19 protein-coding genes, 1 tRNA gene and 3 pseudogenes are annotated in these 18,734 nt (G+C 67.6%); 16 read left to right on the top strand and 7 right to left on the bottom strand.

Going from position 1 to position 18,734, the window contains the following annotated elements; all coding sequences use genetic code 11:
- A pseudogene (locus DR046_RS24420) lies at positions 1 to 157 on the top strand (IS630-like element ISSpo6 family transposase); the annotation flags it as partial.
- Between the two features lie 12 nt (positions 158 to 169).
- Here the strand turns inward: DR046_RS24420 and DR046_RS19945 are convergent.
- Together DR046_RS19945 and DR046_RS19940 are read right to left on the bottom strand one after the other, a co-directional pair.
- The gene (locus tag DR046_RS19945; RefSeq protein WP_245191025.1) at positions 170 to 1,336 is read right to left on the bottom strand and encodes a ParB N-terminal domain-containing protein; all 1,167 of its coding nucleotides are present in this window, start codon (positions 1,334 to 1,336) and stop codon (positions 170 to 172) included.
- 781 nt (positions 1,337 to 2,117) lie between these two features.
- Positions 2,118 to 2,441 (bottom strand): hypothetical protein, encoded by a 324-nt coding sequence (locus tag DR046_RS19940; RefSeq protein WP_115384122.1) that lies wholly within the window; start codon positions 2,439 to 2,441, stop codon positions 2,118 to 2,120.
- Between the two features lie 147 nt (positions 2,442 to 2,588).
- On the opposite strand from DR046_RS19940, the gene DR046_RS19935 reads away from it, so the two are divergent.
- Positions 2,589 to 3,095 carry a hypothetical protein gene (locus tag DR046_RS19935; protein WP_115384121.1) on the top strand — a complete coding sequence of 169 codons (507 nt, stop codon included), beginning with the start codon at positions 2,589 to 2,591 and terminating at the stop codon, positions 3,093 to 3,095.
- Here the strand turns inward: DR046_RS19935 and DR046_RS24415 are convergent.
- The gene (locus tag DR046_RS24415; RefSeq protein WP_135227344.1) at positions 3,046 to 4,011 is read right to left on the bottom strand and encodes a hypothetical protein; all 966 of its coding nucleotides are present in this window, start codon (positions 4,009 to 4,011) and stop codon (positions 3,046 to 3,048) included. The two genes, DR046_RS19935 and DR046_RS24415, sit on opposite strands and share 50 nt — an antisense overlap.
- A 553-nt stretch (positions 4,012 to 4,564) precedes the next feature.
- On the opposite strand from DR046_RS24415, the pseudogene DR046_RS24410 reads away from it, so the two are divergent.
- The 12 genes and pseudogenes from DR046_RS24410 to DR046_RS24405 all read left to right on the top strand — a co-directional run.
- Positions 4,565 to 4,726 (top strand): annotated as a pseudogene (locus DR046_RS24410) (recombinase family protein); the annotation flags it as partial.
- Positions 4,723 to 5,109: pseudogene (locus DR046_RS19920) on the top strand (hypothetical protein). The pseudogenes DR046_RS24410 and DR046_RS19920, both read left to right, overlap by 4 nt.
- Positions 5,110 to 5,555: 446 nt before the next feature.
- Complete coding sequence (locus DR046_RS19915; RefSeq protein WP_167767202.1) at positions 5,556 to 7,052, top strand: winged helix-turn-helix domain-containing protein; 1,497 nt, start codon at positions 5,556 to 5,558, stop codon at positions 7,050 to 7,052.
- A 144-nt stretch (positions 7,053 to 7,196) separates the two neighbouring features.
- Positions 7,197 to 7,625 carry an ester cyclase gene (locus tag DR046_RS19910; RefSeq protein WP_245191024.1) on the top strand — a complete coding sequence of 143 codons (429 nt, stop codon included), beginning with the start codon at positions 7,197 to 7,199 and terminating at the stop codon, positions 7,623 to 7,625.
- Between the two features lie 266 nt (positions 7,626 to 7,891).
- Positions 7,892 to 8,068, top strand: coding sequence for a hypothetical protein (locus tag DR046_RS23805; protein ID WP_167767201.1), 177 nt, complete (start codon positions 7,892 to 7,894; stop codon positions 8,066 to 8,068).
- Between the two features lie 122 nt (positions 8,069 to 8,190).
- Positions 8,191 to 8,523, top strand: coding sequence for a GYD domain-containing protein (locus DR046_RS19905; protein WP_167767200.1), 333 nt, complete (start codon positions 8,191 to 8,193; stop codon positions 8,521 to 8,523).
- Between the two features lie 48 nt (positions 8,524 to 8,571).
- The gene (locus DR046_RS19900; RefSeq protein WP_115384117.1) at positions 8,572 to 9,309 is read left to right on the top strand and encodes a hypothetical protein; all 738 of its coding nucleotides are present in this window, start codon (positions 8,572 to 8,574) and stop codon (positions 9,307 to 9,309) included.
- Between the two features lie 289 nt (positions 9,310 to 9,598).
- Positions 9,599 to 10,474, top strand: coding sequence for a sulfotransferase domain-containing protein (locus tag DR046_RS19890; protein ID WP_167767199.1), 876 nt, complete (start codon positions 9,599 to 9,601; stop codon positions 10,472 to 10,474).
- Between the two features lie 172 nt (positions 10,475 to 10,646).
- Positions 10,647 to 11,378 carry a gamma-glutamylcyclotransferase gene (locus DR046_RS19885; protein ID WP_115384114.1) on the top strand — a complete coding sequence of 244 codons (732 nt, stop codon included), beginning with the start codon at positions 10,647 to 10,649 and terminating at the stop codon, positions 11,376 to 11,378.
- Positions 11,375 to 12,439, top strand: a complete 1,065-nt coding sequence (locus DR046_RS19880; protein ID WP_115384113.1) for a dipeptidase — start codon at positions 11,375 to 11,377, stop codon at positions 12,437 to 12,439. Before DR046_RS19885 ends, DR046_RS19880 begins: the two co-directional genes overlap by 4 nt.
- A 114-nt stretch (positions 12,440 to 12,553) precedes the next feature.
- Complete coding sequence (locus tag DR046_RS19875; RefSeq protein WP_245191023.1) at positions 12,554 to 13,681, top strand: pyridoxal phosphate-dependent decarboxylase family protein; 1,128 nt, start codon at positions 12,554 to 12,556, stop codon at positions 13,679 to 13,681.
- 68 nt (positions 13,682 to 13,749) lie between these two features.
- Positions 13,750 to 14,067: a hypothetical protein gene (locus DR046_RS24405; protein ID WP_245191022.1), complete on the top strand. Its 318-nt coding sequence runs from the start codon at positions 13,750 to 13,752 to the stop codon at positions 14,065 to 14,067.
- A gap of 755 nt (positions 14,068 to 14,822) precedes the next feature.
- Here the strand turns inward: DR046_RS24405 and DR046_RS19870 are convergent.
- The 4 genes from DR046_RS19870 to DR046_RS19855 all read right to left on the bottom strand — a co-directional run bounded on the left by DR046_RS19870 (position 14,823) and on the right by DR046_RS19855 (position 17,168).
- Positions 14,823 to 14,912 (bottom strand) — tRNA-Ser (locus tag DR046_RS19870).
- Between the two features lie 82 nt (positions 14,913 to 14,994).
- Entirely contained in the window at positions 14,995 to 15,561 is a 567-nt protein-coding gene (locus DR046_RS19865) for a L,D-transpeptidase (protein WP_115384112.1), read from the bottom strand.
- Positions 15,562 to 15,709: 148 nt separating this feature from the next.
- Positions 15,710 to 16,807 (bottom strand): redox-regulated ATPase YchF, encoded by a 1,098-nt coding sequence (ychF, locus tag DR046_RS19860; protein ID WP_115384111.1) that lies wholly within the window; start codon positions 16,805 to 16,807, stop codon positions 15,710 to 15,712.
- A gap of 175 nt (positions 16,808 to 16,982) precedes the next feature.
- Positions 16,983 to 17,168 carry a hypothetical protein gene (locus tag DR046_RS19855; RefSeq protein ID WP_115384110.1) on the bottom strand — a complete coding sequence of 62 codons (186 nt, stop codon included), beginning with the start codon at positions 17,166 to 17,168 and terminating at the stop codon, positions 16,983 to 16,985.
- A 260-nt stretch (positions 17,169 to 17,428) separates the two neighbouring features.
- On the opposite strand from DR046_RS19855, the gene trpA reads away from it, so the two are divergent.
- Together trpA and DR046_RS19845 are read left to right on the top strand one after the other, a co-directional pair.
- Positions 17,429 to 18,220 (top strand): tryptophan synthase subunit alpha, encoded by a 792-nt coding sequence (gene trpA / locus DR046_RS19850; protein ID WP_115384109.1) that lies wholly within the window; start codon positions 17,429 to 17,431, stop codon positions 18,218 to 18,220.
- A gap of 14 nt (positions 18,221 to 18,234) precedes the next feature.
- Complete coding sequence (locus DR046_RS19845) at positions 18,235 to 18,723, top strand: NYN domain-containing protein (RefSeq protein ID WP_115384108.1); 489 nt, start codon at positions 18,235 to 18,237, stop codon at positions 18,721 to 18,723.
- Positions 18,724 to 18,734: the final 11 nt, after the last annotated feature.

Below are 18,734 nucleotides of genomic sequence, written 5' to 3'. Positions count from 1 at the left end.
GATCGAGATGGCCTTCTCCAAGCTGAAAGCCCACCTCCGCCGCATCGGCGCGCGGACCTACGATACGCTCATCCGCGCGCTCGGCGATATCTGTGGCATCTTCGATCCCGAGGAGTGCTGGGGCTTCTTCAAAGCAGCAGGATACGCGTCATGCTAAAAGCAAAACGCTTTAGCCTCGCTGTTTCACCGAGCCGAGCCCCCAAGCCGGAGCAGCAGGTTCCGGACATTGGAGACGTGCCACTGCCAGCCGCGGCGGGTCCGGATGCCGCGGGCGTTCAGCTCTGCCGCCAGCGCCCGGAGCGTCGTGTGACCGGCGACCTGCAGGCCACGGACGGTCGGGGCAAGGTCGAAGGCGAAGGCGTTGGCGTTGGGCGCCCTGGTCCCGGCTCGGGATCTGCCAGAGCGTCGACTGCTTGCGGTCGCCCGACCAGCGCCCCGTGCCGCGGACGGCGTACCAGCAGGGCTCGTGCTGCCAGTGGTAGTGCCCGCGGCACAGCACGAGGCGCTCCTTGGCCCAGACGATCTGACTGCGGATGTCGAAGCCGGTGGCGGTGAGGCTCTCCGCCACCGTCGTGGCGTGCAGCGCGCCGTGCCAGACATAGGCCACCTCGCCGGGGAAGAGCGCCCAGGCCTCCCGCCAGTCGGCGCGGTCGTCGTTCGCCACCTTGCCGGTGCGCTTCGTCTTCGCGGCGCCGACTGCGTTGCGCCAGGCGGGATCGTAGTTCACGCCGTAGGGCGGGTCCGTGACCATCAGGTGGGGCCGGACGCTGTTCAGCAGACGGGCGACGTCCGCCGCGGCGGTTGCATCGCCGCAGAGCAGCCGGTGGCCCCCGAGGCACCACAGGTCGCCGGGGCGGCTGACGGGGCGGGCAGGGGGCTCTGGCGTCTCCTCCTCGCGCGGGTCTGCGGCGCCATTGCCGAGCAGAGCGTCCAGCTCCGCCCCGTCGAAGCCGAGGTCGCCGAGGTCGATGCCAAGCTCATCGAGATCGGCCAGTTCCAGCCCGAGCAGATCCCTGTCCCACCCGGCCTGCTCGGCGAGCCGGTTGTCGGCCAGCACGTAGGCCCGCTTCTGCGCCTCCGACAGATGCGTGAGCTCGATCACCGGCACGCGGTCCAGCCCGAGCTTCTGTGCCGCCAGCACCCGGCCGTGCCCGGCGATGATGCCGTTCTCGCCATCCACGAGCACCGGGTTGTTGAACCCGAACTCGCGGATCGAGCCGGCGATCAGGCCGACCTGGCGCTCGGAATGGGTCCTGGCGTTCCGCGCGTAGGGGATGAGCGTCGCGACGGGTCGCTGCTCGATCCTGTCCGCCCATGCCACCTGCGTCATCGCCATCGTCGCCCCCACCCGGAATTGCGCCCCGGCCCGCGGGGCGCCCGGCGACAGTCTATCACGATCGCTATCATCCTGGCATCATGACGTTTTCCGACGAGGGGCGACACCGGCCGACAATTTCCTCAGGGGCATGGTCGAGGGTCAGTCCTGTCGCTGCCGCGCGGGGCAGGGGGGCTGACGCGAAGCGGAACCGTCACGAAGATGCGGCGCCCCGACGTCGATCGCCCGAGCTTCGGAGCGCAGACCGGCTGGAATGACAAAAGTGACAGTTTTTCCCTTATCCACCGTATAGGTGTGGGCGCGCGTATACGGGTGATAACGGGGAACCTGTCATTTCTGTCATTTCTGTCATCTCTGTCGCGCCAGTTGCGCCGTGGACGATGAACCCGCCGGCCTTTGACGCCTCGCGCGCGCAGTGAACGACTCTATCTGTATGTGCTTGTGTCGGTTGGTGAGCCCTTGTGTGGAAGGCACAGGACGACCAGCCCCGGCGATCTGCCGAAGCCGGTCCCTGCTGCCTTCCGCTGTCCGTGTCGGTCGGAGCCGCCCCGTCGCTTCAGGCCCCCGAGGCCGCACTGGCCCGCGTCTCGGGGTTGGCCGCTACTTGCGACACCGGGCCTGGTGCCGGGGGACGCGCTTCGGCCTTTCGGACTGCGCCTGGCATGGGTCCCCGCCCCGTGGTGTGCCATCCCGGTGTCGGCGCCACGGTCATGATAACCCTCCGCCGGTCCGGGCCACGACGCGGAACCTTGGGTGCCGGCCGTAGCATTGGCAGAATACCTTACGAAGCAACATGTTGGAATATCGACATTTTGGGACACCTTCCGCCATCCGCCGACATTTCCGACGACAGCTTGCGAGTTCCGCCGCTGTCAATCTGCAAAAGGGGCGAACCGGCGCGCTCTCCGCCGGCGTCCCCGATGATCTTTGACTCGATCCGCACGACCGGGTTCTGATCATCGGGGGAGGCGGAGACGATGGGGCACAACACGCTCGGCGTGATCCCGAGAACGGTGAAGTGGCGCCGGGTCGTCGATCTTCTCGGGTCCGATGCGAGCAACGCTTCGGTCTTCGCGGCGAGCGGCGCGGCTGCGGAGAAGAGCATTCTCGCGGCGGCCGACGACCCTGTCTTCGTCGAAGCCGTCAGGCTGTTGCTCCTCGTTCCGGCGGCAGCCCGCGCCGAAGATTTCCGGGGTGCATTGAACGAGATCGGGGTTGTCGTCGGTGACAGCCCGGACTGCTCGATCTGCTCGTGGCCGTCTCCGTCCGCCTCGACGAGGTCAAGCGCAGCACCAACCGCCGCACCGATCTTGGCGAACTCGCCGGCCGCGCGATCGGAACGGCCCTCAACCAGCACATCAGCGACGCGCTCCCGGGCCTGTTCGAAGCCACCCCCGAGGACGTCAGGCTCGCCGCCCGGAGGCTCTCGCGGTCCGACGGGATATCGCAGCTGACGCGGGGATTCTTCGCCAACGTGATCCAGGCGACGCTCTCCTATTGGCTCGAACGGACGCTGGCGGACCAGGCCGTCTCGGGCGGCCGGTTCAGCTCCACGGGGAGCCGGAACGCCTTCGATGCGGAGCTTCGGGCGTACAGCCTGGAGGCCACGCGGATCATCAAGGAGTTCTCCAGCGGCTGGTATACGAAGACGCTGCATCAGCATGGAAGCATCTCCGGGAACGATGCGGCGGTCTTCGCCGCGGTCTGCCTCAGGAAGGTGACGTCGGAACTGCAGGTGAAGCGGGTCTCGGATGCCTGAGGCCCAGGTTCAGGTCGGGGGAGAGGCGGATCCGCGTTCCATCCGCATCAACGGCGCAGACCCGAACTTCATCCTTGCCTCGGACGTGATCCGGGCGGCGGCAGTATCGGAGATCGACACGCGGGCGCTCGACTTCCTCGAGATCGCGGCCGCGGTGTTTGCCGCCGACAGCAGCGTGAGCAGGGGCGGACCACCACGTCAGGAGATGGGGAAGGCTTGGCGTCGCGAGTTCACCTTCCGCCTTCCAGTCCGGCATCCGGAGACCTGGTCTCGGCCCGACGTGGCGGCAGCACTGGTGGCCGCGGTCGAGTTCCTGACGGAGGATCACGTTCGTTTCGACTTCGTAGCGGCAGACCCCGATCCTTCGCCCGAGCCCTATCTCGACCTGCAACCCGAGGAGCATTCCTTCCAGGCCGACGAGGTCATCCTGTTCTCCGGCGGCCTCGACTCCTTCGCGGGCGCGTTGGAGACGCTCTCGACGACCTTGGCGAAGGTGGTGCTGGTCACCCACGGTTCTGCGCAGAAGGTCATCCCGCGTCAGGTCGAACTCGGAAAGTATCTCCAGGAGCGGTTTCCGCGCCGGGTCCTCCACGTGAACGTTCAGGTGCGCCGCAAGGGGCAGGAGGCCAGGGACGCGTCCCAGCGGTCGAGGACCCTCCTGTTCGCCGCGCTCGGGCAGGCCGTCGCCACGACCTTTGGCGCGCGCCGGATCAGCTTCTACGAGAACGGGGTCGTCAGCCACAACCTGCCGATCTCGCAGCAGATCGTGGGCACCATGGCCACGCGCACGACGCACCCGCTGTCGCTGAAGCTCGTCGGCGATCTGATCGACCTCGTCTGGCCCGGGCGCGAGCGCATCTCGAACCGGTATGAGTGGCGGACGAAGACGGAAGTCGTCCGCACCATTGCCGAGCATGGCGGCGCGGAGAGGATTCCCCGGGCGGTCAGCTGTACGAGTGTCCGCGAACAGACGAGGCGACACACGCATTGCGGGGCCTGCACGCAGTGCCTCGACCGCCGCTTCGCAATCCTTGCGGCGGGACTGTCGGACCGTGACTTCGTGGAGGGCTACGCCACCGACGTCCTGTTCGGGGCGCGGCACACGACCTCCTCCCGGACGATCGCGATCGAGTGGACCCGGCATGCCCTCCGCCTCGGCAAGCTGGACGCTACCTCCTCCATGTCGGAGTTCCCGCTCGAGATCGGACGCATTCTCCAAGGGCATCCGGACATGGCCAAGGCCTCCGCGCTCGACCTCACCGTCGCAATGCATCGGCGGCATTCCGAGGCGGTCCGGGCCGTTCTGGCGGACGCCTTGAAGAACCGGGCACGGGAAGTCGCAGACCACGCCCTCCCAGGGGACTCGCTGCTGGTCCTGCATCTGGGCCAGGCCACCGGAGAGACGGGCGGGCCGGAGCCCCGGTATGTCGGCACGGTACAAGACAGCTTCCAGAGCGCGAGCGGCACGCCTGTGGGACGAACTCTTCCCCGCCGATCAGGCGCGCATTGTGGCCCTGCTGGTCGAGCGCGTGGACATCGGCACGGACGGTCTCGACGTCCGGCTCCGCGTGGACGGCTTGGTCGGCCTCACGCGCGAGACGCTGGCCGGCGGCATCGGAGAAGCTGCATGACCCGCGCAGCACCAATCCCCGACATGGTGACGCTCCACGTGCCGTTCCGCATCATGAAGCGAGGCGGGCGGAAGGAAATGCATTTGCCGAACGGTGCTGTTCAGCCGCGCCGGACGGATGGTGCGCTGGTCAAGGCGCTTGCCCGCGCCTTCCGCTGAAAGCGCATGCTGGAGTCGGGCGAGTTCGCGTCGATCTCCGAAATGGCTGAGCGCGAGGGCATCGCGCCCTCTTACGTGACGCGCGTCCTGCGCCTGACCCTGCTCGCGCCGGACATCGTCGAGGCGATCTTGGATGGGAAACAACAGGGGCCGGAGGTGACGCTGGCTCAGGTGCTGGAGCCTTTTCCAGAGGAATCGGTTGCACAACGAGCCAGCCTTCCGTGATCGAGTTCCTCGGCCCAATGGCGGCTGTCAGCGTGGGTAGCATGCTGCGCTGCTGTATCACCGAACCGGCCGTTGGTGCTTGTCGCGGCGATCCTTGCCGGTCAGCGTCTCTGATGCGGGACGCAGCGGCCCAACGCCGGTGCAGCGAAACTTGCCTGCGGGTGGCGACCGACATCTGAGCCATACGCGGCAGTGCAGCAGGATTTGCCGGAAGTGGAGATGTCAGGCCGGCAATTTCGCCAGAATCCGAAGCGGTCTTTCCCCGCACGAGTGCCCTGCACAATACGGCGGCAGGCGCGCCACTCCCCCTTGATACTGCGGCATCCCGAGAGAATGGCGACGATCCTTTCCGGCTCTGGTAACGTGACTTCCGAGGGGCCGCGAAACTGCCGATGGATAGCGTTCGTTTTACAGAATTTACATTGCAGCGGCGCGCAAGGCGGCTGGTGCGGGGCGATGAAGACGTCGCCATCGGGGCGCGCGCCTTCGATCTACTCGATCTTCTGATCACCTGCCGGGACCGCGTGGTGGCGCGGGACGAGATCATGGCGGCGGTCTGGCCGGACACCGTCGTGGGCGAGAACAACCTGAACGTGCAGATCGCGAACTTGCGGCGGGTGCTGGGGGCGGGTACGATCGTCACGGTGCCGGGACGCGGCCTGCGCTTCGCGCTCGAGGTCTCTTCCGCGAATCCGCTGGCGCTCGAGCTTCCGGACCGTCCCTCGGTCGTCGTCCTGCCCTTCGACGACCTCGGCGGCGATCCCACCCTGTCGTGGCTCGTCGATGGCTTCGTCGAAGAAATCACGACCGAATTGTCCCGATTTCGGGACCTCTTCGTCGTGGCGCGCAACTCGGCCTTCGCCTACCGGAACATGCCGCGAGACCTGAGGGTCATCTCGCGCGAACTGGGCGTCCGCTACGCCGTCGAGGGCAGTGTCCGCGCCGCGGCCGAGCGCGTGCGCGTCACTGCACAGCTGATCGACGCGCACACCGGAGGGCATGTCTGGGCCGAAGTCTTCGACCGCGATCTGGTCGGGCATTTCGATACGCAGGCGCGCGTTGCGCGTGCCATCGTGACGTGCCTCGCGCCGCAGATCGACCGGGCCGAGGCCGAACGAATACGCACCGCCGCACCCCAAGACCTGACCGCACATGGCCTCGCGCTCAGGGGATGGTCCGTTGTCTCGGCTGGCGACATGGCCTACGAGCCCGCCCCGCGCGACAAGGCGGCCGAGCTTGCCCGGCAGGCGCTGGACCTGGATCCGACCTCGGGCCTCGCCTGGCGCGTGCTGGCCTGGGTCGCGTGGTGGAACGTCTATCATGCCACGACGCACTCCGTGGCCGACACGCTCGCCGGAGGCATCAGCGCGGCCACGAATGCCATCGCCGCCGACGCAACCGACCACCATGCACGGCGTCTTCGGGCGCTGCTGCACTTCATGAACCAGAACGCCGAGGCCGGCCTGCCCGAGCTTAGGCAGGCGCACGAGATGAACCCGAACTGCGCGGTGACGCTGGCTTGGCTCGGCCTCTACGAGGGCTTCCATGGCGATGCCGAGCGCGGGGTGTCGCTGGCCGAGGCCGCCCTGCGTCGCTCTCCGCGCGATCCCTCGCGCGGCTCTCTCCTCGCGGCGCTTGGCTTCGCACAATTCGCCGTGCGCAACTATGATGCGGCCGCGCAGGCGGCAGAGGCAGCGCTGGCCGAAGCCGCGGGAAGCGCCACACCCCTGATCCTTGCCGCGATCGCCTGGGTGGGCGCGGGGCGCGTAGACCGGGCCGAGGCGGCCTTCAAGAAGGTCGAGCAGATTGCTCCGGCTTTGGTGAATGCGCGGCTCTCCGGACGCTGGCTGAGTTCGAACCCCGATTACCTTGCGCGTGCCGACATGTTCTTTCGGATCGCGGCCGGTCTTGCGCCGCCCGATGCTGCGGACGCCCTGCGATAGAGGAGCGCTTGCGCGGGGTTGGACGCCAGTCTGTCGAGCCGGGTCTTTATATCATTTTAGACGGTCGTGTAGTGGGCGCAGTGCAGGACTGCTCCACTGGAAAAGGCCGCCGCGGATCGCGGCCACCTGCCAGGGAGCGACAAGATGAACAAGTCCATGACGATGGCCGACACCGCCGCCGCGTTCTTCGACACCATCGAGACAGGCAAGGGCTGGGCTGCCTGCGCGCCCTTCTGCACGCCGGACGCCACATTCTCCTGCCAGTCCGCCGACGCCCTGGCGGAGATCGGCACGATCGAGGCTTATGCCGGCTGGATGGAGGGTCTGCTGACGCTGGCACCGGACGGCCGCTATGACATGAAGGCCTTTGCCGCCGACGAGGAGCGCGCCACGGTGTTGGGCTTCGCGGTATTCCACGGGACCCACACGGCCGAAGGCGGACCGGTGCCGCCGACCGGGCGCAGTGTTGCGGCCGACTACGTCTATGCGATGACATTCGACGGCTCGAAGATCAATCACATGACCAAGATCTGGAACGACGTCCAGTCCATGCGCGCCCTTGGCTGGACCTGACGCCGACCGCGCGGGCGCGCTTGCCGGCGCCGGCCTGTTCCGGATGCGCGGCATCGGCGCAAGTCACCCGCGTGGGACGAGAGGCCGGGATGCGCGCTCATAGGGATCGGTATGGGGTCGTCTGCGAGGCCGGGCGGATGGCCAGCACAGCTGAGCGGATAGGCCGGGGACGGCTTTGTCGCCGCGGCAGCCCTGATCGGTCTTTGCATCCCGATGCTGCTAAGGGTCTGCCAAATAACCGCGGGCAGGTTCTAAAATCAAGCCGCATGGACCAGGCCGAGGCAGCCTTCGCACGGGCCGCCGAGATCGCGCCGCCCTTTGTCGGGAGCCGGCTTGCGGGGCGCTGGCTCACGTCGAACCCCGACGACCTGGCGCGAGCGCACGCCTTCTTCCGCGTCGCCGCCGGTCTCGTCCCGACCGACATGGACGAGATGCTCAGGTAGCGGCGGCGCCTTCGATTTATATCGTTTTAGCCGCAATGGGTGACGCCGTTCTTCCGGGCGCGCCACTCTCACAGAAGGCGAGACGGCATCACGCCGGACGCCGCCACGAGGGAGAAAACACAATGCCGTTCTACCTGTACCAACTGGCCTATTCAGGCGAAGCCATCAAGGCGATGGTCGCCGATCCGACCGACCGCGAAGCCGCTGCGCGGAAGCTCGTCGAGGCGCTTGGCGGCAAGCTGCATCACCTGTTCTTTGCCTTCGGACAGTACGACGTGGTCTGCCTGATCGAAGCCCCGGACGACGTGGTCATGATGGCGGGCGCCGCGGCCGTCGGCTCGTCGGGGACGGTCTCGGCCTCGGCGACGACGAAGCTGATGACCTCGTCCGAGGCGATGGCGGCCCTGAAGAAGGCCGGCGAGGTCACCGCCGCCTACCAGCCACCACACGGATAGGCCGGGCCGCATGGCGATGATCGTTGCAGCAAGGGGACATGAGCGGACATGGACGAACAGGGCCACGACTGGATCACGCTGCACCGGGTGCGCTTCGCCGCGCCGATCGCCGCTCGGGACCGCAGCTTTCCCCCGGTGGCGGGCGCGTCGGTCTGGCGGTTCTGCCCGCAGCACGTGCCCGGCGCGGACGGGCTGACGACCCTGACCTCGGAGTTCTGGGGCGGGCTGGGGATCTGGGACAGTCGGGCAAAAGCCGAGGCCATGCTTTCCGATCCGGGGCCCGCGATGCCCTGGCTGAAGGAAGCCGTCGCGGCTTGGCACTGCCTCGCTGTCCCGGTCTCCCACCGAGGCAAGGTGAACTGGCGCGGCCATGTCGAGGATGGCACCGCCTTGCGCCCCGCCCCGGTTGACCCAGGCGGTCCGCTGGTCGTCGTCACCACGGCGGGGTTCCTGTCGCGCGAGGACTGGATGCTGCCCCGCATCAAGCTGTTTGTCGAAGGCGTGTCCGAGGTGATGGCGTGGTATGGCGCGCTGCCCGCCAACCTGCGCAACGACGTGTTCAACGGCCCCGACGGGCGCGAAGGCTTCACCTGCTCGCTCTGGCGGTCGGACGAGGCGATGCGCGAGGCCGCCTATCGCGACGGTCGCCACCGCGCCCGGATGGAGCAGAACCGCGCTGGGCTGATGTTCGACCGCTCGTCCTTCACCCGCCTGCGCGCCCTGCGCAGCCATGGCGACTGGGACGGAGATCCGTTTGCCGAATTGCAGGAAGGAGCCATGACATGACCGAGGCCATCGCGGCGATTGCCGCCAGCTACACGGCCGCGTGGAACAGCGGCTCGGCCGAAGCGGTGGCGTCGCATTACGCCGGGACAGTCGGGACCTCCATCGACCGGGGCAGGACCCGGGAGAGGGCGGGAAACGGGTGCCGAACGCGAGGCCGCCGCCTCGCGCGGGCGGGCCGACGCCGCGGACTGCACCCGGCAGGTGATTTGCGCCGCCTTCGCCACCGCCGATGCGGTGAACCCGGTTTTCGCGCAACGCGACCTTCAACGCCGCAATGATGGAGATGCGCATGTCCGCCAATCCTGAACCACCGCGCCGCATCTATACCGACGCCGTTTCCGACAGCTCGCGTTGGGACGCGTTCGTGCCGCGCGTCGGGGATGTTGTGGTCTCCACTCCGCCGAAGTCAGGCACGACCTGGACACAGGGCATCCTTGCCATGCTGATCGCGGGCGACCCGGAGGTGGACGCGCAGACCTCGATGAAATCGCCCTGGATCGACATCACCATTCGCGATCTCGGCGAGGTCATGGCGAGGCTCGAGGCGCAGGAGCACAGGCGGCAGGTCAAGACGCACACGCCGTTCGACGGCATCCCCTTCTGGCCGCAACTTCGATATGTCACGGTCTATCGCCACCCGATCGACGTGCATTTTTCCTATCGTCGGCACCTGGCCAACATGGCCCGCGACGTGGGACAGGCTCCGCTGTCCGAAAACCCGTCCGAGAGCTTTCAGGAGTTTCTGGCGGAAGACGTCGATCATCGCGGCCTCGGGGCGATCCTGGATCACTACCGCTGCACATTGCGGCGGGAGCCACGCGAAAACCTGATCCGGCTGCACTATGCCGACATGCTGCGCGATCTCCCGGGTGCCGTGGCGTCGCTGGCCGCGCATGTCGGCATCGCCCATCCGGCCGAGGTCATGGCGGCGATCGCCGAGGCCGGGACATTCGCCAGCATGAAAGCCAACGCGGCCCGATTCACGCCGTCGGCCGGACAAGGCTTCTGGAAGGCCGATGCGGGGTTCTTCGACAGCGCGACGTCGCGAAAGTGGGAGGGCGTGCTGACCGATGACGACCTTGCCGCTTACGATGCCAGGATGAACGCAGGGCTGACGGTCGAGGAACGCGCCTGGCTTGAATGGGGAGATGCAGGCCGTGACTGAGGGTCGGGCGGCTCTCATCGAAGCAGGCCGTCCTGCGCGCTTGCCCAAGCTCCGCGGCAAAGGGACAGGCAGGGCGTGCCGGAGTTGAGCAGTCCCCGTTTTTCGGGCGTCGACGTCTGCATGGACATGATCCCGGTCCGTGACACTGCACAGGAGAACCGCCTTGACTGACATGCCCGACCCGTTCGTCCACCATCCCGAACTGCGCGGTCGGATCGAGGATTACGAAACCTCGCTCTTCCGGACCTTCCGGGCTGACAATCTCATCGTGCAAGAGCCGCATCTGCGGGACTGGGTCTATCCCGAAGACCGGCGCGCGGCGATCCGGGCCGAGGCGCTGGCCGGCCACTCCGGCGACCTCTGGATCTTCGGCTATGGCTCGCTGATGTGGAATCCGGCGCTGCGCTTCGCCGAGGTGCGCCGCGCGCATGTCCCTGACCATGCCCGTCGCCTGATCCTCGTGGAATACCGCGGCGGCCGCGGAACGATGGAGGCGCCGGGCCTGATGGCGACGCTGGACGCGGGCGACGGCTGCGATGGGCTGGCCTTCCGCATCGCCGCCGCGGATGTGGAGAGCGAGACCGATATCCTCTTTCAGCGCGAAATGCTGGCGCCCGGCTACCTCGCCCGGTTCATCCCGGCCCGGATCGGCGATGAGGAGGTCCGCGTGCTGACCTTTCTCGCGGATCATGACGTGCCCGATGTCCGCCCGGACCTGACACACGAGGAACAGGTCCGCTACGTCGCCCACGGGGCTGGGGACCTCGGCACCAGCCGCGACTACCTCGCCAGCATCGTCGGGCATCTGGGCGAACTCGGCATCGTCGACCAGCCTTGCACCGACCTTCTGAACGCGGTCGATACCTATCTCGCGGCGACTGCCGAAAAGGAGCATGCTCCATGACCGCCCTCGTCCCCTTCTTCGACGGCCACAACGACTTCCTCCTGCGACTGATGAAGACGCCCGCCCCGCGCGAGGAGACCTGGCTCGGCGCGGGCGGCCACGGCCACCTCGACCTCGCGCGGATGAAGGCTTCGGGCTTCGCGGGTGGGCTTTTCGCGATCTTCGTGCCGCCGGCGTCCAGTGGTCCGCCGCCCGACTTCAAGGCGCTGATGGCCGATCCGCCTTATGCGCTGCCCATGCCGCCCGAGATGACGCACAGGCAGGCCCAGCCCGACGCGCTCGCCATGGCCGGGCTTCTGCACTGGATGGAGCGGGCGGCGCCGCAGGATTTCCGGGTCTGCCGTTCGGTGTCCGAGATCCGCGCCGCCATGCAGGCGGGCATCATTGCGGGCGTCATGCACATGGAGGGCGCCGAGGCCATCGGCCCGGACCTCGACGCGCTCCATCTTTTTCACGACATGGGCCTGCGGTCGCTCGGCCCGGTCTGGAGCAGGCCCACGATCTTCGGCCACGGCGTACCGATGGCCTTTCCGGGTTCGCCCGATACGGGGCCGGGCCTCACCGGGAAAGGCCGCGACCTCGTCCGCCTCTGCAACCAACTCGGCATTCTGATCGACCTGTCGCACCTGAACGAGAAGGGGTTCGACGACGTTGCCCGCGTCTCCGACGCGCCGCTCGTTGCCACGCACTCGAACGCCCATGCGCTCTGCGACAGTCCGCGCAACCTGACCGACCGGCAGCTTCACATGATCCGCGAGCGCGGCGGCATGGTGGGGTTCAACTTCGCGACCTTCTACCTGAACGCAGACGGCAGGGCCGATGGCGGCACAGGCTGGGACGTGATGCTCCGTCATCTCGACCATCTGATCGCCGAGGCAGGCGAGGACCATGTCGGCCTCGGCTCGGACTTCGACGGCTGCGTGTTGCCCGATCTCATCGGCGACGTGACCGGCGTTCCGCTTCTCTTCGAGGCGATGGGCGCGCATGGCTGCGATGCGCCGCTCCTCGGCAAACTCGCGCGCGACAACTGGCTCGCCTGCCTCGACCGGAGCATTCGCTGATGCGCGGGAGAGGCGACATCGCAATCCCTGCGCGAGCGTCACAAGGCGCGACCGGCGGAGCATCGCTATGAACGCCTGCCAGCCATCGGCATCACCGGAACGAAGGAGACCGCGATGAAGAACGAGGAAGAAACCCTCGACCCGTCCGACTGGACGGAGGTGCGCGAGCTTGCGCATCGCATGGTCGAGGACGCCGTCCGCCACCTCGACGAGCTGCGCGAGCGCCATGTCTGGCAGCCGATCCCCGAGGACGTCCGAGCCCGCTTCCGGACACCATTGCCGACGGACCCACGGCCGCTCGGCGACGTCTACGAGGAATTGCGGACCAACATGCTGCCCTATGCCATGGGCAATATCCATCCGCGCTTCTGGGGCTGGTACATGGGGTCGGGGAACTTCACCGGCGCGCTCGGCGACTTCCTCGCTGCCATCGACGGCTCCAACCTCGGCGGCGGCTCGACGGCGGCCGCCATGATCGACATGCAGGTGATCGACTGGTTCAAGGAGATGATGGAGTTCCCGTCGACCGCCAGCGGCACGCTGACGAGCGGCGGCTCAGTGGCCAACCTGCTGGCGCACACCATCACACGCAACATGATGGCGGGCGTGGACGTGCGGGCCGAGGGCATACTGGGCCTCGCCCGGCCCTTGCGCTTCTACGCCTCCGACCAGGTCCATAGTTGCCACCAGAAGGCGCTCGAGACGCTGGGCCTCGGGGCGCGGTCGCTCCGCATGGTCCCGTCGGACGAAAGGCAGCGCATCGACCTGTCCGCGCTGGAGGCGGCCATCGCGGAGGATCGGGCGGCCGGCCTCGCGCCGGTCTGCGTCATCGGTACGGCGGGCACGACGAACACGGGCGCGACCGACGACCTGCGCGCGCTCGCCGCGATATGTCGGCGGGAAGGGCTTCGCTTCCATGTCGATGGCTGTATCGGCGCCTTCCTCAAGATCGCCCCGGAAAACAGGGCCCTCGTTGCCGGGATCGAGCTGGCCGATTCCATCGCGCTCGATCCGCACAAGTGGCTGCACACGCCTTTCGAGGCGGGCTGCGTGCTGGTGCGCGACGCCGAGCGCCATTTCGAGACCTTCGAGATGCATGGAGAGTATCTCCAGTTGCAGACCCGAGGCATGATCGCGGGGAAGTTCCTCGCCGACTACGGGCTGGAACTCAGCCGCGGCTTCAAGGCGCTGAAGATCTGGATGTCGCTGAAGGAGAACGGTGCGGCCAAGCCGGGCGTCTGATCGACCAGAACATCGCACAGGCCCGCCATCTGGAAGCGCTGATCGCCGCGGAGCCACGTCTGGACCTCGTGGCCCCGGTCGACCTCAACATCGTCTGCTTCCGCTACGCCGACGGTTTGAAGGACGAGGCGGCCCTCAAGGCGATCAACACCGAAATAATGCTGCGCATCCAGGAGTCGGGCGTCGCCATCCTGTCCGACACGACCGTCGGAGGCCGGCATTGCCTCAGGGTTGCCATCAATAATCACAGGACAACCCGGCAGGATCTGGCACTTCTACTGTCGGAAGTCCTGCGCACCGGAGAGGGCGTCGCGCGCGATCAGGCGCCGCCGGCAGCTCCCGTTTCGACTGCTGGAGAAAGAAAGGCTGACCACCCACGCGCGTAAATCGAACAGGCTGCGCTGGAGCCCGGGGAGCGAAGCGCAACTGCCCTCGACCAGTTGTTGCCGCGATTGCCGGGCAAGCTCTCCGATAAACTTTGGTCTGGTCGGTTCTGAGCCGGAAATTCCGCTACTTAGGCGAATAGATGCTTCCGAGTAACTCTGTCATGCGCTTTACCTGCTCGACACCCGGGAACCTCGCCACTAACGAAGCAGGTCAGCATTGGGCTCGACGCAGGCCCTTGCCGCGGCCATGAGGCAGGTTCGGCATGGGCCGTCCCTTTTACCTCCGAGTATGCTGCGGCAGCGAACCACCACGGCGCCGGGCAGTCAGCTTGGGCTCGTTGCGCGAAGGCGATGTGCGGCATGCTCGGCCCGCGCTAGCGTATCGATGAAAGATCGCTGCGGCCGTATGCCGTGAGCGCTCTACCGCACTTGCATCGGTCCGGTCCCCGCCCTCTCCGACTGCTCAGCCCGATACGACACGATGACCAGACACGGTTCGACCGCAGTTCCACAACGCGCGAACGTGACCGTGATCCAACTCCATTAGGGTCTTGAGAAATCTGTTCCTTCGCAAGGTTTTAAAACCTGAACACCGAAACGGCGCAGTCATGAGGTCCGGAGAATATCCGCTCTGAGAGACCGCTTTCGACCCGTGTGGCGCCGGGGCCGGTGCTCAGCCCTGCCCGCATAACCCTCGAAAAGCACGGAAAAATCCGGCCCCGCCCGGATCAGGAGAACGCTTTCGCGAGGGCAAGTGGCGGAGACGAAGGGATTCGAACCCTCGAGACGGTTTCCCGCCTACTCCCTTAGCAGGGGAGCGCCTTCGACCACTCGGCCACGTCTCCGCCGACGGGGATAGGCCGCCCCGGGGACCGGGCGCAAGGCGAAAGTGACCGGGGCGGCGCCTCGGGGCCGCCCCGGCAGAACTCAGACGTATTTCGGATGCAGCACCACGCGCGACTGCAGCGGCACGCGGTTGTAGAGGTCGATGGCCTGGTCGTTCACCAGCCGCGCGCAGCCGTTCGACACCGCCGTGCCGATCGTGCTCGGGGCGTTGGTGCCGTGGATCCGCAGGAAGGTGTCGCCGCGACCGGGCTCGAACAGGTAGAGCGCGCGCGCGCCCAGCGGATTGTCGGGGCCGCCGGGCATCCCGTCCTCCCACTGCTTGTAGTCCGGGTTGCGCTCGATCATCGACTGGGTCGGCGTCCAGGACGGCCATTCCTTCTTCGCGCCGACGAAGAACTCTCCGCTCTCGTAGAGACCCGGGCGGCCGACGCCGACCATGTAGCGAATCGCGCGGGCGCCGGGCAGCGTCCAGTAGAGCATGAAGCTGTCCGGGATCACGTGCAGCTCGTTCGGCGGGATCTCCGGGCGGATGTCGACCTCGACGGGCAGCAGCGAGGCAGGGGTCGCCTGCGCCTGTGCCGGCTCCACCGCGGCCAGGGCCAGCGCACCGGCTGCGGCGCCGCCCAGCAATACGTCACGTCTGTGCATCTCTGTCGCTCCTTTCAAGCCCCGACCGGGTCCGGGGCAGCCTCGCAGGCATCATATCTATCGGTTCAACGATCCATCGACCGCAAGGTTTCGCCGTTCACGTTTCCGCAGGTCGCCACTCCGCGGCCCCCCGGGGCAGGCCGCGCTTTCAGGTGTTGAACAGGAAGTGCAGGACGTCGCCGTCCTTGACGGTATAGCCCTTGCCCTCGGCGCGCATCCGGCCGGCCTCCTTGGCGGCCTGCTCGCCGCCGAGCGAGACGAAATCGTCATAGGCGATCGTCTCGGCCCGGATGAAGCCCTTCTCGAAGTCGCCATGGATCACGCCCGCGGCCCTGGGCGCGCTGGTGCCCGCGCGGATCGTCCAGGCGCGCGCTTCCTTTGGCCCCACGGTGAAGTAGGTCTCCAGCGACAGGAGCGTGTAGCCCGCGCGGATCAGCCGGTCGAGACCGGCCTCCTTCAGCCCCATCTCCGCCAGGAACTCGGCGGCCTCCTCCTCGCGAAGCTGCGCGATCTCCTCCTCGATCCGGGCCGAGATCACGACATGCGCGGCGCCCTGCGCCTCGGCCATCGCGGCCACGGCCTCGGAATGGGCGTTGCCGGTCGCCGCCGAGCCCTCGTCGACGTTGCAGACATAGAGGATCGGCTTGGCGGTCAGCAGTTGCAGCATCGACCAGGCGCGGGCGTCCTCGGCATCGACGGCGACCGTCCGCGCGGGGCGTCCCTGCTCCAGCACGGCCAGCGCGTCCTTCAGCAGCCGCTCCTGCTGGATCGCCTCCTTGTCGCCGCCGCGGACCTTGCGCGACAGGCCGACGAGACGCTTCTCGATCGACTCCATGTCGGCGATCATGAGCTCGGTCTCGATCACCTCGGCATCCTCGACCGGGTTCACCCGGCCCTCGACATGGGTGACGTCCCCGTCCTCGAAGCAGCGCAGGACATGGGCGATGGCGTCGGTCTCGCGGATATTGGCCAGGAACTGGTTGCCCAGCCCCTCGCCCTTGGAGGCGCCCTTCACCAGCCCCGCGATGTCGACGAAGGTCATGCGCGCGGGGATGACCTGCTTCGACTTCGCGAGCTCCGCCAGCCGATCGAGCCGCGGGTCGGGCACGGCGACGTCGCCGACATTGGGGTCGATGGTACAGAAGGGGAAGTTGGCGGCCTGCGCGGCGGCCGTCTTCGTCAGCGCGTTGAACAGGGTCGACTTGCCGACATTCGGCAGCCCCACGATGCCCATCTTGAAGCCCATTGCGCCCTCCTGTGGCAGACCGCGCCCGCTTATCGCCGCCCTGCGGGCAGGGCAAGCCGACCGAAAGCCGACAATTCGAGTAAAATTGGCCCGCCCTTCCTGTGGCCCGAAATACTCCGGGGGGGCGCCGGAGGCGCGGGGGCGGAGCCCCCTCCACGGCCGAGGCCCTGCGCCGTCAGACGCTCTTGTTGCGCCGCTCGAAGATGACGAACCAGGCCAGCAGGATGAACATCGGGTGGGTCAACCCGCCCGAGAAGATGAGGGCCGGGATCCAGATCAGGAAGACGACGATCCCGAGGATCGGACGCCCCGCAAGGAAGATCGACAGGGGCGGCAGCAGGATGGCGAGCAAGTAGTTCATGGACCCGACATGGGGGTTCGGGGTCCCCGCGTCCAGTCTCGGTCGAAAACCTGACCGGAGCCCTTGGCGGATCGCCGCCGGATGTGGACGTCCGACGCGGATCCGACGCGGATCACCCGTGGATCATACCTTCGGCGCCGACTCGTTCCGGTCCGGACTCCGGACCAATCTGCCTTACCCGTCCGTTAACCGTCACGCCTTCGATTGACCTCGCCGCGCCGCTCGGGCACCCCTCCGGCCAGCAGACCGGAGGCCCTTCCATGACCCGCATCGACGCCACCTTCGCCCGCCTTCGGGCCGAGAACCGCAAGGCCTTCGTCGCCTACCTGATGGCTGGCGACCCGGACGCGGCCACCGCGGCCGAGATCGTGAAGGGCCTGCCCGGCGCCGGCGTCGACATCATCGAGCTCGGGCTGCCCTTCACCGACCCGATGGCGGATGGCCCGACGATCCAGCTCGCAGGCCAGAGGGCGCTCGAAGGCGGCATGACGCTCGACGGGACGCTGGAGACGGTCCGTGCGCTGCGCGCCCAGGACGATGCGACGCCGGTCGTGCTGATGGGCTACTACAATCCGATCTATTCCCGGGGCGTCGATCGCTTCCTCTCCGAGGCGTCCGAGGCCGGCGTCGACGGGCTCATCATCGTCGACCTGCCGCCCGAGGAGGACGACGAACTCTGCCTGCCCGCGCAGGCGGCGGGGATGAACTTCGTCCGTCTGGCCACGCCCACGACCGACGACCGGCGTCTGCCGAAGGTGCTGCAGAACACCTCGGGCTTCGTCTACTATGTCTCGATCACCGGGATCACCGGCGCCGGCTCGGCCAGCGCCGCCAAGGTCGGACCGGAGGTCGCGCGGATCAAGGCGAAGACGGATCTCCCCGTCATCGTCGGCTTCGGGATCAAGACCCCCGAGGCCGCCCGCGAGATCGCCGCCGTGGCCGACGGCTGCGTCGTCGGCTCCGCCATCGTCGAGCGGATCGGCAAGGGCGACAGCGTGGGCGACGTGCTGGCCTATGTGAAGACGCTCGCCGACGGGGCCCATTCCGCCTGACGGAGGGGATCTCGATGGAGGCCATGTTCCTCGTCGCGGCGCTCGGCGCGGCCGGCCTGCTGATCTTCGCCGTCCTTCGGCGCGTCCTCGGACGGGGGCGCAAGCCGGGGCCGGAGCTGATCCTCGACGGCTCCAACGTGATGCACTGGCGAGAGGGCGGGCCGAGCCTCGATACCGTGCGCGAGGCCGTGGACCATCTGACGGCCAAAGGCTTCACCGTCGGCGTCATCTTCGACGCAAATGCGGGCTACAAGCTGTCGGGCCGCTACCGCGACGACGACTGGTTCGCTGCGAAGCTCCGCCTGCCCGGGTCGCGCGTGGTGGTGGTGCCCAGGGGCACCCCGGCCGACGCGACGATCCTGCGCGCCGCCCGCGACCGGGGCGCGCGGATCGTCACCAACGACCGCTTCCGCGACTGGGCCGATGCCCATCCGGAGGTGACACGTCCCGGCCATCTCGTTCGCGGCCGCTATCGGGCGGGAAGGTTGCAGTTCGACACGTAGCGCGAACGCCC

Source organism: Jannaschia formosa (assembly GCF_003340555.1).
GTDB classification, from domain to species: domain Bacteria; phylum Pseudomonadota; class Alphaproteobacteria; order Rhodobacterales; family Rhodobacteraceae; genus Jannaschia; species Jannaschia formosa.
Note: the sequence above shows the minus strand (reverse complement) of the source record. Positions and strands in the feature narration are given on the sequence as shown.

Excerpts from the sequence above, each read along its gene's own strand:
- DR046_RS19845 (WP_115384108.1), top strand. The coding sequence starts at position 18,235 with ATGGAGGCCATGTTCCTCGTCGCGGCGCTCGGCGCGGCCGGCCTGCTG.
- DR046_RS19890 (WP_167767199.1), top strand. The coding sequence starts at position 9,599 with ATGTCCGCCAATCCTGAACCACCGCGCCGCATCTATACCGACGCCGTT.
- DR046_RS19875 (WP_245191023.1), top strand. The coding sequence starts at position 12,554 with ATGAAGAACGAGGAAGAAACCCTCGACCCGTCCGACTGGACGGAGGTG.
- DR046_RS19945 (WP_245191025.1), bottom strand. The coding sequence starts at position 1,336 with ATGGCGATGACGCAGGTGGCATGGGCGGACAGGATCGAGCAGCGACCC.
- DR046_RS23805 (WP_167767201.1), top strand. The coding sequence starts at position 7,892 with ATGGACCAGGCCGAGGCAGCCTTCGCACGGGCCGCCGAGATCGCGCCG.
- trpA (WP_115384109.1), top strand. The coding sequence starts at position 17,429 with ATGACCCGCATCGACGCCACCTTCGCCCGCCTTCGGGCCGAGAACCGC.
- DR046_RS19900 (WP_115384117.1), top strand. The coding sequence starts at position 8,572 with ATGGACGAACAGGGCCACGACTGGATCACGCTGCACCGGGTGCGCTTC.
- DR046_RS19880 (WP_115384113.1), top strand. The coding sequence starts at position 11,375 with ATGACCGCCCTCGTCCCCTTCTTCGACGGCCACAACGACTTCCTCCTG.
- DR046_RS19865 (WP_115384112.1), bottom strand. The coding sequence starts at position 15,561 with ATGCACAGACGTGACGTATTGCTGGGCGGCGCCGCAGCCGGTGCGCTG.
- ychF (WP_115384111.1), bottom strand. The coding sequence starts at position 16,807 with ATGGGCTTCAAGATGGGCATCGTGGGGCTGCCGAATGTCGGCAAGTCG.
- DR046_RS19940 (WP_115384122.1), bottom strand. The coding sequence starts at position 2,441 with ATGCTCTTCTCCGCAGCCGCGCCGCTCGCCGCGAAGACCGAAGCGTTG.
- DR046_RS19905 (WP_167767200.1), top strand. The coding sequence starts at position 8,191 with ATGCCGTTCTACCTGTACCAACTGGCCTATTCAGGCGAAGCCATCAAG.
- DR046_RS19910 (WP_245191024.1), top strand. The coding sequence starts at position 7,197 with ATGAACAAGTCCATGACGATGGCCGACACCGCCGCCGCGTTCTTCGAC.
- DR046_RS19885 (WP_115384114.1), top strand. The coding sequence starts at position 10,647 with ATGCCCGACCCGTTCGTCCACCATCCCGAACTGCGCGGTCGGATCGAG.
- DR046_RS24415 (WP_135227344.1), bottom strand. The coding sequence starts at position 4,011 with ATGCTCGGCAATGGTGCGGACGACTTCCGTCTTCGTCCGCCACTCATA.
- DR046_RS19855 (WP_115384110.1), bottom strand. The coding sequence starts at position 17,168 with ATGAACTACTTGCTCGCCATCCTGCTGCCGCCCCTGTCGATCTTCCTT.